A 14,404-nucleotide genomic window follows, 5' to 3' on the forward strand; every position below is an offset into this window, starting at 1 on the left:
CGATGCTGCTGACCGCCGACCACGTGCTCGTCTCGCACGGCGGCTCATTCCGGCTGCAGCGGCGCGGCGCCGTGCTGGTCGACGGCGACAGCGTCGCCTGGGTGGGCGCGGCATCCGACGCCCCGCCGGCCGACGAGCGCGTGGACCTGGGCGAAGCGCTGCTGATGCCGGGGCTCATCGATCTCGAGGGGCTCGCCGACATCGACCACCTGCAGCTGGACTCGTGGAGCGACGAGGATGCCTCGCCCCACCTGCGCTGGTCCCGCTCCTGGGCCGCGCACCCGGTGAGCGCGCTGAGCGCCGAGGACCGCCGCACGATGCGCCGCTACGCCGTCGCGCAGCTGGCCCTGCACGGCGTGACGAGCTTCATGCCGATCGCGTCCGAGATCCACACCGCCTGGGCCGAGACCCACGACGACCTCGTGGACGTCGCCCGCGCGGCGCAGGAGTTCGGCATCCGCGCCTTCCTGGGCCCGTCGTACCGGTCGGGCGTGCACATCACGGCCGACGACGGCGCTCCGGAGATCTTCTGGGACGACGCGCGCGGCGAGGAAGGGTTCGCCGAGGCCGTGCGCTTTCTGGACACGGTCGCCGCATGGGACGATCCGCTCATCACCGGGGTGCTGGCGCCCTGCCGCATCGAGACGCTGCGCGAGAGCCTGCTGGCCGCCACCGGCCGGGTCGGCGCCGAGCGTGGTGCGCTGGTGCGCGTGCACGCGTTCCAGTGGCTCGGCGAGCGGGCGCACTTCCGCCGCGAGTCGGGCGCCACCCAGCTCGAGGTGCTCGCCCGGTGCGGGCTGCTGAACGACCGGCTGATCATCGCGCACGGGGCGTATCTCGACCTGCACAGCTCGGTGGACGGCGCCGACGACGGCGAACTGGCGGCGGTCGCGGCATCCGGAGCCTCGATCGTCCACTGCCCGCTCACCAACGCGCGCTACGCGATGTGGCTCGAGGACTTCGCGCGGTACCGGGCTGCCGGGGTGAACCTGGCCCTGGGCTCGGACTCGTTCCCGCCTGACATGATCCGCTCGATCGACCAGGGCGTGTCGCTGGCCAAGGCGCAGCGGCCCGACCGGCCCACCGGATCGCTCGCCGAGTACATAGAGGCGGCGACCCTGGGCGGGGCCGCGGCCCTGCACCGGTCCGACCTCGGGCGCATCGAGGCGGGGGCCTGCGCCGACCTCGTGGCGTTCCGGCTCGACGACCCGCGCACCGGCGCCGTCGAGGACCCGATCCGCACGCTCGTGCTCGCCGGCACGGGCCGCGACGCCGTGTTCTCGATGGTCGCCGGCCGCGTCGTGATGCAGGACGGCGTGCTGCCGGGTGTCGACCTCGAGCAGCTGCGCCGCGACGGACAGCGCATCTTCGACCGGCTGCGCGCCTCGTACGCCGAGCGCGACTACGCCGGGCTCGGCGTGGACGAGCTGTTCCCGCCGGTCTTCCCTCCTGCGGGCTGAACCGGGGCGGGCTGAACCGGGGGGCCGGTGCTCGCGCGCACGATCAGGGGCGCCGGGATCGTCTCGACCACGGGCGGCACGACTCCCTCGATGCCCGAGATCAGGATGTCGACGGCGCGGGCGCCGAGCGTGTCGAAGTCCTGCCGCAGGGTGGTCAGCGGCGGGCGGTACTCGGCGGCGTCGGTCACGTCGTCGAACCCGACCACGCTCACGTCCTCGGGCACACGGCGACCGGTCTCGGCGAGCGCCCGCAGCAGGCCGAGCGCCATCTGGTCGTTCGCCGCGAACACGGCCGTCACCGCGGGATCGGCGGCGAGCGTCTCGCCGAAGCGGTGGCCGGATGCCGCGGTCCAGTCGCCGCGCAGCGGCTCGGGGGCCATCGCACCGGCCGCGGTGAGCGCCGCACGCCAGCCGCGCTCGCGCTGATCGGCCGAGAACGATCCGCTCGGGCCGGCGAGGTGGTGCACGGTCGCGTGACCCAGCGACAGCAGATGCTCGACGGCGCTCCGGGCGCCGCCGGCGTGATCGGTCTGGACGACATCGAACCCGCCGGCCGCGGCGGCCTCGGGTGCGCCGGCGGCGCGATCGGCGATCGGCGCGTCGACCACGACCAGGCGCAGGTCGTCGGGAACAGCGGCTCCGCGCACGAGCGCGGTCGCCTCGTTCAGCACGATCGCGCCGTCGACGCCCTGGTCGCGCAGCCGTTCGAAGGCCGTCCCGATCCGGTCCGCGCCGAGCGTCACGACCACGAGCGCATAGCCGCGGGCGGCCGCGGCATCCGCCACCGCCTGCAGCATCCGCGAATTGCCCACCGTCGCGAGACTCGCGGCCACCAGACCGATCGTCTGCGTCCGCCCGGTGCGCAATGCCCGCGCGCCCCGATGCAGCCGATAGCCGAGCTGGACCATCGCCTGCTCGACGCGGGCGCGGGTCGCCGGGTCGACCCGCGGGCTCGCGTTGACGACGCGCGACACCGTCTGGCCCGACACCCCGGCGCGGGCGGCGACATCCGCCATCGACACCCGCCGCACCGATTCGGCCATGTCCCCGTCCTCCCCGACCCTGCCGACGCCTGCCGAGCCCCCGACCCCGTCGAGCCTCCGATCCCCGTGCAGAACTCCGGTGATCCATCCGTGTTGACGATAACACAGCGCGATTGCTACCGTGTGATCGTCAACATTGAGGAGTTCTGCACATGCCCGTGAACGTCCCCGCAGACGGACCGACCACCCTCGCCGCCGGCGTCGTCAAACGCCCCGCGCGACTGGCCGACGGGCGCGAGCTCATCTATTACGACGACCCGGGCACGACGCTCGGCCCCGACCGGGCGATCGACGCCCGCGCCCTCGATCCGCGCCCCGAGACGGCCACGATGCGCCAGGACGTGCTCACCGGCGACTGGATCTCGGTGGCCGCGGCGCGGCAGAACCGGGCGTTCCTGCCGCCCGCCGAGCTCGACCCGCTCGCGCCGCAGTCGGCCGCCAACCCGAGCGAGATCCCGTCGCGCTACGACGTCGCCGTGTTCGAGAACCGCTCGCCGTCGTTCGGGCCCGCCCTGGCCGAGCGCACGCCGTCCACGCCCGCGCCGGTGAATCCCCCCGAGGATCTGGCCGACCTCGCCGCGCTCGGCCTGGGCCGTGAGCGCACGAGCGTGGGTCGGTGCGAGGTCGTGTGCTTCAGCCCCGAGACGACCGGCTCGTTCGGCACGCAGACCGAGACCCGGGCCCGCACCGTGATCGAGGCCTGGGCCGACCGCACCGCCGCCCTGTCGGCACTGCCCGGCATCGAGCAGGTCTTCCCGTTCGAGAACCGCGGCGAGGCGATCGGCGTGACCCTCGGCCACCCGCACGGGCAGATCTACGCCTACCCGTACGTCACGCCGCGCACCATCCGCACCCTCGCGAGCATCGAGCGCACCGCCCCGACGATGTTCCAGGATGTGCTGGACTTCGAGCGCGCATCGGAGCGCGTCGTGCTCGAAGGGCTGCGCTGGACCGCGTTCGTGCCGTTCGCCGCCCGCTGGCCGCTCGAGGTGCACCTGATGCCCAATCGCCACGTCGCCGACTTCGCCGAGACGACCGATGCCGAGCGCGACGAGCTCGCCCGTCTGTACCTGCTGCTGCTGCGCGGCGTCGACGCGCTCTACGACTCGCCGACGCCGTACATCGCCGCCTGGCATCAGGCGCCTGTGCACATCGCCCGCGACACCTACCGCCTGCACCTCGAGCTGACGAGCCCGCGCCGCGCGGCCGACAAGCTCAAGTACCTGGCCGGGTCCGAGGCCGCGATGGGCGCCTGGATCGCCGACATCCCGCCCGAGACCGCCGCAGCCCGGCTGCGAGCGGCGCTCGAAGGAGTCGCCCGATGACCGCCGGGAAGGAAACAGATGCCGCGGCCCGCGCCCTGTTCGCGACGTCGTTCGAGACCGTCCCGGCCGGCGTCTGGTCGGCCCCGGGCCGGGTGAACCTCATCGGCGAGCACACCGACTACAACGACGGCTTCGTGCTGCCGTTCGCGATCGACCGGCGCACCCACGTCGTCGCAGCCCTCAACGGCACGGGCGACATCCGGGTGGGATCGACGTTCGCCGACGCCCAGGTCGTCGTGCACGTCGACGAGCTGGATGCGATCTTCCCCACTGCGAAGACGCCGGCGGTGCCGGAATGGGCGGCCTATCCCCTGGGCGTCGCGTGGGCCCTGCGGCAGGCCGCGCGGGCGGCCGCCACCATCGTCACCGCGTCCGGCGTCGACATCGCGATCGCCTCGGACGTCCCGGTCGGGGCAGGGCTGTCGTCGTCGGCAGCGATCGAGGGGGCCGTGGCATCCGCCCTCGACGACCTCTGGGGCGCAGGGCTCGACCCCGTCGCGCTCGCGCAGGTCGGCCGCCGCGCCGAGAACGAGGCCGTCGGCGCGCCCACCGGGATCATGGACCAGATGGCCGCGATGCTCGGCCGCGCCGACGCCGCGATCTTCCTGGACTGCCGGACACTGGCCACCGACGTCGTCGATCTGGGCTTCGCCGCGGCGGGACTCGAGATCGTCGTCATCGACACGCGGGTCTCGCACGCGCACGCCACCGGCGGCTACCGCGAGCGCCGCGACGCGTGCGAGCGGGGAGCCGCCCTCATGGGCGTGTCCGCCCTGCGAGACGTGTCGGTCTCGGACCTCGATCGTGCGCAGCAGGTGATGGATGCCACGACCTTCCGCCGCGTGCGCCACGTCGTCACCGAGAACCAACGCGTGCTCGACGCCGTGCGCGCGCTGCGATCCGACGGACCGGCCGCGATCGGCCCCCTGCTGGACGCCTCGCACGCGTCGATGCGCGACGACTTCGAGATCTCCACCCCCGAGCTCGACCTCGCCGTCGAGGCGTCCCGGGCCGCGGGCGCGATCGGGGCGCGGATGACCGGCGGCGGGTTCGGCGGGGCGGCGATCGCGCTGACGCCGCACGGTCGGGTCGACGCGGTCGCCGAGGCCGCGGCGTCCGCGTTCGCGACCGCCGGCTTCGGCGCGCCGCACGTGTTCACCGTGACCCCGTCGGACGGCGCCCGCCGCGACGGCTGAGGGCCGGCCCGCGCTCCGCGCTCAGGCGAGTGCGGGGATGACCTCGCGCTCGAACAGCTCGATGCCCGAGGTGTCGTAGGCGAGCTCGGGGAAGTAGTGGATCGAGTACCCGAGCCCGTGCGCGGCGCGGGTGGTGAGCCGCTCGACGATCTGCGCGGGCGTGCCGAACGCGTACGAGCCGAGGTAGTCGTGCTCGATCCTGTCTGCGCGCTCCTGCCCGACGTGCGGCAGCAGCCGGGCCTTCACCGCGGCCAGGCGCTCGCGCGCCTCGGCCTCGGTCGCCCCGACGATCGTGTTGACGTTCGACGATCGCACGATCTCGGCCTGATCGCGGCCGAGATCTGCACAGTGCGCGCGGAGCGCGGCATCCTTCCGGTCGAACTCCTCGAGCGTGCCGGTGAAGTTCGTGTACGACGCGTAGCGTGCGGCGATGCGCAGCGTGATCTTCTCGCCGCCGCCGGCGACCCAGAACGGCACGCCACCGGGCTGGATGGGCAGCGGCCGCACGATCGCACCGTCGACCTGGTACTCGCGTCCGTCGAGCGTGGCCGACCCGGTGGTCCACGCCTGGTGCATGATCTCGACGCCCTCGCGCAGCTTGCGCAGGCGCTGCGGCACCTCGGGGAACCCGTAGCCGTAAGCCCGCCACTCGTGCTCGTACCAGCCGCCGCCGATGCCCATCTCGAGCCGGCCGCCCGAGACATGGTCGACGGTCGCGGCGACCTTGGCGAGGTACGCGGGGTTGCGGTAGCCCATGCATGTGCACATCTGGCCGAGCCGGATCCGTTCGGTGGACGCCGCGAACGCGGCCATCAGGGTCCAGGCCTCGTGCGTTGCCTGGTCGCTGGGCACCGGCGAGGTGTGGAAGTGGTCGTACACCCACAGCGACTCCCACGGCCCGGCGTCGGCTCGCTGCGCGAGCGAGCGCATCGTCGTCCAATGGTCGGCGGGGTCGATGCCGACCAGATCGAAGCGCCAGCCCTGGGGAAGGAAGGTCCCGAATCGCATGGCGCCAGCCTACGTCGGGGCGCCGGTGCGCGGTGTTCGGTGCACGGAGCTCGGTGCGCGGAGCTCAGTGCACGGAGCTCCGTGCACGGTGGCCCGCGGCATCCTCTGCCTCATGACCTCGATCGCGTCGGCGTTGTCGTCCACGAGCACGGCGTGCCGCCCGAGGGCCGCGGCGACCGCGCCGGTGGTGCCGCTGCCGGCGAACAGGTCGAGCACGCGGTCGCCTTCGCGGCTGGATGCCTGGACGATGCGCCGGAGGATCCCCTCGGGCTTCTGCGTCGGGTAGCCGGTCTTCTCGCGCCCCGTGGTCGGCACGATCGTGTGCCACCAGACGTCGGTGGGGAGCTTGCCGCGCGCGGCCTTCTCGGGGGTGACCAGGCCTGGGGCCATGTAGGGCTCGCGGTCGACCTCGGACGAGTCGAACCAGTAGCGGTCGGGGTCCTTGACGTAGACCAGGATCGTCTCGTGCTTCGTCGGCCAGCGGCGACGGCTCTTGGCGCCGTAGTCGTACGCCCAGACGATCTCGTTGAGGAACTTCTCGCGGCCGAACAGGGCGTCCATCAGCACTTTCGCGTAGTGCACCTCGCGGAAGTCCAGGTGCAGGTACAGCGTGCCGTCGTCGGCCAGCAGCCGCCACGCCTCGCGCAGCCGCGGCTCGAGGAAGCCCCAGTAGTCGTCGAACCGGTCGTCGTACGCGCGCAGATCGCCGCGCAGCCGCTCGTACTCCCGCCCGTGGAACCCGCGCCGCACGACCGGATCGGGCCCGGGCTCGGCGGCGGGCTCGGTTCTGAACATGGATGCCGCGGACCGGGCGCTCTCGACGGCCCGGGTGCGCATCCGGCCGGTGTTGAACGGCGGGTCGAGGTAGACGAGGGTGAACGAGCCGTCCCGCATCGTGCGGGCGATCTCGAGGTTGTCGCCGTGGTGGATCTCGACGGTGCCCGTACCCGGCGCGCGGGTCGCGGCATCCGTCACCGCGCCCGCGGCACCGCCCGTCACGGCACGCGGTACAGCCACGCGTCCGTCGCGAACTTCGAGGCGACGAGGGCCTCGGCCTCGGCGTATTCCTCGTCGGTGATGTGCCCGATCGTCGCGCCGTAGAGGTTCGCGAAGGTCTGGACGAACCGCTCGATGATCTCTTCGCGGGCAAGACCGGTCTGGCTGCGCAGCGGGTCGACGCGCTTGGCCGCCGACACGGTGCCCTTGTCGCTGAGCTTCTCGCGGCCGATGCGCAGCACCTCGGTCATGACCTGGCCGTCCATGTCGTAGCTGAGGGTCGCATGGTGCAGCACGCCGCCGTTCGCGAGGCGCTTCTGCGCGGCTCCGCCGATCTTGCCGCTGGGGCCGGCGATGTCGTTCAGCGGCTGATACACCGCATCGATCCCGAGCGAGCGCAGCGCCTGCAGCACCCAGTCGTCGAGGAACGCGTATGAGTCCGCGAACGTCATGCCGGCTACGAGCGACGCGGGCACGTACAGCGAGTACGTCACGATCGAGTTGGCGCCCATCATCATGGCGCCGCCGCCCGAGATGCGCCGCACGATGTCGAAGCCGTGGTCGCGCGCGCCGTCGGGGTCGACCTCGTTGCGCACGGACTGGAACGATCCGATCACGACGGCCGATTCATCCCACTCCCACATGCGCAGCGTGGGGTTGCGGCGACCGTCGCCGACTCGGGTGGTGAGCACCTCGTCGAGGGCGAGGTTCATGCGCGGCGAGACGGGCTTGTCGTGCACGATCTCCCACTCGAAGTCGCGCCAGCCCGGCGCGGTCACCAGCGCCCGGCGCACCGCGGTGCCCACCGACTCGGGGGTGAATCCGAGCAGCTGGGCGCCCGCGGGCAGCGCCGAGCGGACGGCGGCGGCGATCGAGGCGGCGTCGGTCGTGTCGGGCAGGCCGTTGACCGCGGCGTCGATGTCGGCGAGGGCGTCGTCCGGCTCGAGGAAGAAGTCGCCCGCGAGATGGAAATCGGCGATGCGCCCGTCACGCACTTCGAGATCGACGACGACGAGCTTTCCGCCCGGGACCTTGTACTCACCGTGCATGCTCACAGCCTAGGGCGGCGCGGACCGGTAGGGTGGATGCTGCGGCCCTGCCGCTGCGTCGTCGATACGCTCCCCCGGCCCGGGCATCAGCCCGCCGCGGTTTCTCTCGAACGGCGAACCGATGCGCACACCTGCGCCGTCGCCATCTCGCGCGTCTTCCACGCGCCCTGCCCGAAAGCACCTCTTTGTCTTCCTTCACCTCGCTCGGCGTGCCCGAGAACCTGGCCGCCGTGCTCGCCGCCTCCGGCAAGTCCGAAGCCTTCCCCATCCAGCGCGACACGCTGCCCGACTCGCTGGCCGGCCGCGACGTGCTCGGCCGCGGCCGCACCGGCAGCGGCAAGACGATCGCGTTCGCCGTGCCGCTGGTGGCCCGGCTCGCCGGCACGACCGCCCGCAGCCGCCGCCCGCGCGGCCTCGTGCTGGCCCCGACCCGCGAGCTCGCCTCGCAGATCGCGGCCACCGTCAAGCCGCTGGCGGATGCCGCCGGCCTCAGTGTCACGACCGTGTTCGGCGGCGTCAGCCAGCGCCCGCAGGAGCAGGCCCTGAACCGCGGGGTCGACATCGTCGTGGCCTGCCCCGGCCGCCTCGAAGACCTCATGAAGCAGGGCGTAGCCGACCTCGGCGACGTCGCGATCACCGTGCTCGACGAGGCCGACCACATGGCCGACCTCGGATTCCTCCCCGGCGTGAAGCGCATCATGGCGGCCACGCCCGCGAACGGGCAGCGGATGCTGTTCAGCGCGACGCTCGACCGGGGCGTCGACACGCTCGTGCAGCGGTTCCTGCACGATGCCGTCACGCACTCGGTGGACGAGGCATCCGTCCCGCAGGGCCAGATGACCCACCGCGTGTTCGTCGTCGACGCCGACGAGAAGGCGGCGCTCGTGCGCCACCTCGCGTCGGGCCGCGGACGGCGCATCCTGTTCACCCGCACCAAGCACCAGGCCAAGAAGCTCGCCAAGCAGCTGACGGCGGCGGGCATCCCCTCCGTCGACCTGCACGGCAACCTGTCGCAGAACGCCCGCGAGCGCAACCTCGCTGCGTTCGGCGCCGATCCGGACGCAGGCGGCGTGCGGGTGCTCGTGGCCACCGACGTCGCCGCGCGCGGCGTGCACGTCGACGACGTCGAGCTCGTCGTGCACGTCGACCCGCCCGTGGAGCACAAGGCGTACCTGCACCGCTCGGGCCGTACCGCGCGCGCCGGCGCCGAGGGCGCCGTTGTGACCGTGACCCTGCCCGAGCAGCGCCGCGACGTGAACGACCTGCTGCGCAAGGCGAAGCTCAAGGTGCCGTTCGAGGCGGTCGGCGCGCGCGATGCCGCGGTCTCGACGCTCGTCGGAGAGCCCGCCCCGCACGTGACCCCGGCTGCGCCGGCGGCCGCTCCCGCCAAGGGCGGCCGCAGTGGGGGCGCCGGTGCGGTTGTGGGTGGCCGCCGCGAGGGCGATGCGAACGCCCCCCGGCGCAACGGCCGGCGCGGCGGCGCGCGCACGCCGGAGCAGCGCGGCACGCGCACGCCGGAGCAGCGCGGCGCGCAGGAACAGCCCCGGACGCAGGAGCAGCCGCGTAACAAGGACCGCCGACGCAGCGAGCCGCGCCGAGGCGGCGAGCAGCGCGGCCAGCGGGCGACCGGACGCACGTCGGCTCCGCAGGCCGGTCGCACCGCGTCGGGCAAGCCGACGATCGGCGCGACGGTGGGCAGCGTCCGCTCGCGCGGCTCGCGCCGCGCCTCGCACCCCGGCGGCCGCTGAATCCGACGCGTTCAGACGACAGGAACATCTGCAACGGGGACGGGTGGATGCCGCAGCGGCGCGCAGCGCGCGGGCTGCGGCATCCGTCGCCTTCTGTGCGGGCGGCCGAACGGCTCGGCCCCGCATGTCAGACGATGCGGATCGTCCGCACCTGGGTGTTGCCCTTCGTCTCGACGTAGACCTTGTAGGCGCCGACGGTGTAGGTGCCGGTGGCGTTCTTGCCGATCCTGAACGAGTCCCGCACCGTCGTCACGCTGCCGTCGACGTGCGTCTCAGCCACCGTGACGGTCAGGTCGTTCTTGTCACCCGCGCGCCCGGTGACCACCGCCGACGGCTCGGCGCCGACCACCGCGTTGTCGACGGTCACGAAGACGGCCTCGGGCGAGGAGAACTCGGCGTTCTTCTGTCCGTCTCCGAACAGGAAGAAGCCGCGCTGCTCGACGGCTCCGCGCCCGGGGAAGGGATCCGGGTTCGAGGCCAGGAACGTCGGGTTGACCGTGTACAGATCGGTCTTGGAATCGGCGAGCACGCTCTTGACGCCGGCGTACGGCGCGTCGGTGATCGCGAGGTTGACCGACAGGTAGATCGCGTCGGGGTTGGTGGCCGAGATGCGCGACGAGAAGTACTTGTCGGCGCTCTGCCCCGCGGGCACGGCCAGCGGCACGATGTCGTCGCCCACGCGGATCTTGAACCGGAAATCACCGTAGCCGCCGGCTGTGAACCTCGCCCAGGCCGCGTCCGACATGTGGTCGGGGCGCTCCACCTTGAACTCGAGCCGCATCGGCGCCACGTACGTGGAGTCCAGGTACTCGGCGTCGGTCAGGGGCAGATAGACCCCGCCCGGCTCGTGCCCCAGCGCGAACGCCGAGGCCGTGGGGGTCGAGTTGCCGCGGCCGTTCCACATCGGGATGTCGAACGAGGTGGCCCCGAGCAGCGCCTGGCCGCCCAGCCGGCTCTCATCGACCGCGGCCGACGCGTCCTTGAAGGTCCCGATTGTGACGTCCAGCAGGTCGAGGTCCGACCGGTCCGCGTTCAGCCCCGGCATGTCGGCCCACATGAACTTGGCGCCGGCCGGCCCCGAGTACCGTGCCATCTCGAGCATGCCGTCGGCCATGATCTTGGTCATCTGCACGGCCGAGTCGACCTTCATCCGCTCGTTGGCGGTGTGCCACCAGCGCTCGTTGCCCGGGATCACCGCGCCGAAGGCGGTCATCTTGTTGCGGAAGCTGCTGGCCAGGGTGCCGCCGGTCGTGCCCTGCGGGAAGACCACGTCGCGAAGCGCATAAGGATCCGCGAAATCGGCGGGACTGCGGTCGATCGTGGCCTGGTAGCTGCCGAACTGCAGTGCCGTCAGCGGGTTGTCGTGGGTGACGTACAGCCCGGCACCGACCGGCGAGCCGAGCGAGCCGATCGTGAACCCCTTCGCCTCGAAGGCGGCCGTGACCGCCGTGGTCGCCCGGGTGGAGTCCGCCGCCGTGACGTGCATGCTGCGCACGTACATCGGAATGCTGAGGCTTGCGGTGTCGTCCGTGTAGAAGCTCGTCGGGGTCTCTGAGCGGATGCCTCCCATGAGGGCGAACGTGAGGTTCGGAGTGCCGTTGCTCGGATTGCGCAGCAGCTCCGACGGGATCCCCATGTATCGGCCGATGTAGGCCTCGCCTTCGACGCCGCCCTGGAAGAACAGGTCGGTGATGCCCTCGGCGGCCTTCTTCAGCTGCAGGTCCGCGGCTGTGACGCCCACGGCGTCGAGGCCCGCGGAGAGCAGGTACATCCCCCACACCACGGCGTTCTTGCCGTACTGCGGCGTGGGCATCTCCATCGCCACGTCGGTGTTGACCTCGAGGGTCAGCGCATCGCCGTCGACCATGGCTTGCACCTTCGGGGTGGTTCCCGCAGCGGTCGGCAGCCAGCCCTTCGCGGTCGCCGCAGCCTCGACCGTCGACACGAACCGGTCGCGTTCGGTCGATCCCGCCCCGGTCAGGTCGAGCGTGAAGATCGCGCGCGACGCGATCTGCGTCGTGCTGCCGTAGGCGATGTCCTTGAGCGTCGGATCGCCTTCGCGCAGCGTCACGCCGGCCGCGGCATCCGTCAACCGGAAGGCTTTCGCGCTGTCTGCAGACAGATCCATCGACACCGACGGGGTCACGGCCCCGGAGTTGCCGACGATGACCGGGAAGCGCGAGTCGGACGTGTATGCGGCGATCGGGATCTCTTCGCGGTTGAGGTTCTTGTATGCCCAGTTGTCGTAGAAGCCCGGGTTCGAGTTGTACGGGATCGACTGGAAGGTCGCGGTGTTCGTCGTCGACGGCGTGCCGGGTCCGCCGTCCTCGTAGATGCCCATGACGATGCGAATGCGCCGGTCGATGGGCAGCCCCGCCTCGAGCAGCGCCTTGGCCGCGAGCAGCGTCGCGAGCGTCGGGCCGCTGTCGTCCTGCATGCCCGCGCCGTAGATCCATCCGTCCTGGACATACGGCGAGTGGTACGCGCCCGGCGCGCCGAGAACACCGTCGGCGTCACGCCAGCGGGCCAGCTGCTCGGGGGTGACCGAGGCCTTGGGCGAGTCGAGGTGGCTCAACGCCATGACCATCTCGGGGGCGTCGGGGTCGCCGATCTCGGCGTAGACGTACTTGTCGGGCTGGCGCTGGACGACCACCGGGAAGCCGAGAGCGGTGGCGAGCTTGACGACCCAGGCGAGCTTGGCGACCTTGCGGTCGTACTCGTTCTGGTTGGCCTCGGTGTTGCTCACGGGGAACGGGTAGGCCGTCGCGGCCGTGCCGCCGCGCGAGATGGAGTCGTAGCTGGACCCGTCCAGCATCGCGCCCACGAGGCTGAGCGGGTCGTAGCTGCCGTCGCCGGAGCGCGCGCTGCTGACCCGTCCGGCCAGCGCCTCGACCTCGGCGTGGATCGCGTCGCGCTCGGCGTCGGTCACCGACAGGTCGTAGGTGACGCTCGGTTCGAAGCGCTCCTGGCCGAAACCGGCCGCGGGGACATTGGCCGAGACGCCCATCGACACGAGCAGTGTCATGCCGAGCGTCAGTGCAAGGGGCTTCTTTCGCATCACCGTGATCTCCCTGAACGGTCAGAGCCCCAGATGACGTGGATTCGTTTACGCGAGACCCTGTCAGGGTTCTCTCAGCTTGTCAATGGCGTGCGCATAGAAAAGCCACCGACCCGGCCGTGTCAGTCGCGCGCGGCGAACCGCGCGTCGAGCCACGCGAGCACGTCGGCGCGCACCTCGGCCTGCATGACCTCGTTGAACAGCTCGTGGCGCGCGTCGGGGTAGACGAGCGTCGTCACGTCGGTCAGGCCCGATCGCGAACGGTACGCATCGGCGAGGCGGTGCACGCTGCGCGGGCCGCCGACCGGATCGTCGCGGCCGACGATCAGCAGCAGCGGGATGTCGTGGCCGAGGTTCCTGCGCGGACGTCCGAACAGCTGCGCGGCGTTGATCGGGCCGAACAGGCGCAGCAGCGGCAGCGACACCGTGAGCGGATCGGCCAGGAACGCGTTGGCCACGCTCAGGTCGGAGGAGAGCCACTCCAGGCCCGTGGCATCCTTCGTCTTCCACTTGGCGTTGAGGTCGCCGGCGTTCAGCGCCCCGGGCACGCGCAGCGCCGAGCCAGACAGGATCACGCCGTCATAGGCTTCGGGATGCTCGTTGACGAGGATCTGCGTGAGGAACGACCCCCACGAATGCCCGAGGATCACCAGCGGCAGCCCCGGGTTCTCATCGCGGATGAGCTGCGTGAAGCGCCAGCACGCCTCGACCGCGGCGCGGTGCCCGCCCGGCCCGAGATGCCCGAGCCGCGCGGCGTCGCCATGCTGTCCCATCCCGGTACGGCCGTGCCCCCGGTGGTCGTCGGCGTACACGGTGAAGCCGTCGGCGGTGAGCGCGTCGATCAGCGCCCCGTAGCGGCCGGCGTGCTCGCCCACGCCGTGCAGCAGCTGGACGACGCCACGGGCCGTGCCTCGGGCCGGGTGGACGTCGTAGACGATCGCGATGCCGTGTGCATCGATGAACTCGGGCATGGCGCGAGCATATCGGCACTATTTACTTAGCAAGACTAATAAGCTATGCTAAATACTCAGATGGTCGACGCGCAACAACTCCCCCAGGCATCCCTGCACGAGCGCACCGCCGACGAGATCGACGTCCCCGAAGAGGATGCCGCGGCCGCCCGCGATCTGCGGATGGCCACCTTCCGCCTGAGCCGGCGCCTGCGTTCCGAGCGGGCCCTCGACACCATGAGCGACCCGCAGTTCGCCGTGCTCGCCACGCTCAACGGACACGGTCCCCACACGCTCGGCGAGCTCGCCGAGCGCGAGCGGGTGACGGCGCCGTCGATGAACCGCACGGTGAACTGCCTCGAAGAGGGCGGCTGGATCACACGCACCCCCGACGAGGAGGACCGGCGCAAGGTGAACATCGAGATCACCGACGCCGGGCGCGAGCTCGTCGGCGAGACCGTGCGCCGCCGCGACCTGTGGCTGGCCTCGGTCGTCGCGAGCCTGACCCCCGCCCAGCGGCGCACGCTCGCCAAAGCCGCCGAGATCATGCGCGAGGTGGCCGCACGATGAA

11 protein-coding genes are annotated in these 14,404 nt (G+C 71.8%); 5 read left to right on the forward strand and 6 right to left on the reverse strand.

Features of this window, described 5'->3' with window-relative positions; genetic code table 11:
• Positions 1-2 precede the first annotated feature (2 nt).
• Entirely contained in the window at positions 3-1,460 is a 1,458-nt protein-coding gene (locus AC3RX0_RS15090) for a chlorohydrolase family protein (RefSeq protein WP_491506873.1), read from the forward strand.
• On the opposite strand, the gene AC3RX0_RS15095 is transcribed toward AC3RX0_RS15090, so the two are convergent.
• Positions 1,403-2,503 carry a LacI family DNA-binding transcriptional regulator gene (locus tag AC3RX0_RS15095; RefSeq protein WP_491506809.1) on the reverse strand — a complete coding sequence of 367 codons (1,101 nt, stop codon included), beginning with the start codon at positions 2,501-2,503 and terminating at the stop codon, positions 1,403-1,405. The genes AC3RX0_RS15090 and AC3RX0_RS15095 overlap by 58 nt on opposite strands.
• A gap of 152 nt (positions 2,504-2,655) precedes the next feature.
• On the opposite strand from AC3RX0_RS15095, the gene galT reads away from it, so the two are divergent.
• Together galT and galK are read left to right on the forward strand one after the other, a co-directional pair.
• On the forward strand, positions 2,656-3,828 hold the full coding sequence (gene galT, locus AC3RX0_RS15100; protein WP_491506810.1) for a galactose-1-phosphate uridylyltransferase: 1,173 nt from the start codon (positions 2,656-2,658) through the stop codon (positions 3,826-3,828).
• Complete coding sequence (galK, locus tag AC3RX0_RS15105) at positions 3,825-5,024, forward strand: galactokinase (protein WP_491506811.1); 1,200 nt, start codon at positions 3,825-3,827, stop codon at positions 5,022-5,024. The genes galT and galK overlap by 4 nt, the downstream gene beginning before the upstream one ends.
• A 21-nt stretch (positions 5,025-5,045) precedes the next feature.
• Here galK and AC3RX0_RS15110 read toward each other — a convergent pair whose 3' ends face one another.
• The 3 genes from AC3RX0_RS15110 to lplAB are packed head-to-tail and all read right to left on the reverse strand — an operon-like array spanning position 5,046 to position 8,077.
• Positions 5,046-6,032 (reverse strand): LLM class F420-dependent oxidoreductase, encoded by a 987-nt coding sequence (locus tag AC3RX0_RS15110; RefSeq protein WP_491506812.1) that lies wholly within the window; start codon positions 6,030-6,032, stop codon positions 5,046-5,048.
• A 9-nt stretch (positions 6,033-6,041) separates the two neighbouring features.
• A complete protein-coding gene (locus AC3RX0_RS15115; RefSeq protein WP_491506813.1) occupies positions 6,042-7,049 on the reverse strand; it encodes a DNA-methyltransferase in 1,008 nt (335 codons plus the stop codon).
• Positions 7,028-8,077 carry a lipoate-protein ligase LplAB gene (lplAB, locus tag AC3RX0_RS15120; protein ID WP_491506814.1) on the reverse strand — a complete coding sequence of 350 codons (1,050 nt, stop codon included), beginning with the start codon at positions 8,075-8,077 and terminating at the stop codon, positions 7,028-7,030. Before lplAB ends, AC3RX0_RS15115 begins: the two co-directional genes overlap by 22 nt.
• Before the next feature lie 185 nt (positions 8,078-8,262).
• Between lplAB and AC3RX0_RS15125 the strand changes: the two genes are divergently transcribed.
• Complete coding sequence (locus AC3RX0_RS15125; RefSeq protein WP_491506815.1) at positions 8,263-9,825, forward strand: DEAD/DEAH box helicase; 1,563 nt, start codon at positions 8,263-8,265, stop codon at positions 9,823-9,825.
• A gap of 127 nt (positions 9,826-9,952) precedes the next feature.
• On the opposite strand, the gene AC3RX0_RS15130 is transcribed toward AC3RX0_RS15125, so the two are convergent.
• Positions 9,953-12,883 carry a M20/M25/M40 family metallo-hydrolase gene (locus tag AC3RX0_RS15130; protein WP_491506816.1) on the reverse strand — a complete coding sequence of 977 codons (2,931 nt, stop codon included), beginning with the start codon at positions 12,881-12,883 and terminating at the stop codon, positions 9,953-9,955.
• A 122-nt stretch (positions 12,884-13,005) separates the two neighbouring features.
• A complete protein-coding gene (locus AC3RX0_RS15135) occupies positions 13,006-13,854 on the reverse strand; it encodes an alpha/beta fold hydrolase (RefSeq protein WP_491506817.1) in 849 nt (282 codons plus the stop codon).
• Between the two features lie 162 nt (positions 13,855-14,016).
• Between AC3RX0_RS15135 and AC3RX0_RS15140 the strand changes: the two genes are divergently transcribed.
• Complete coding sequence (locus AC3RX0_RS15140; protein WP_491506874.1) at positions 14,017-14,403, forward strand: MarR family winged helix-turn-helix transcriptional regulator; 387 nt, start codon at positions 14,017-14,019, stop codon at positions 14,401-14,403.
• Position 14,404: the final 1 nt, after the last annotated feature.

Source organism: Microbacterium sp. W1-4-2 (assembly GCF_058349885.2).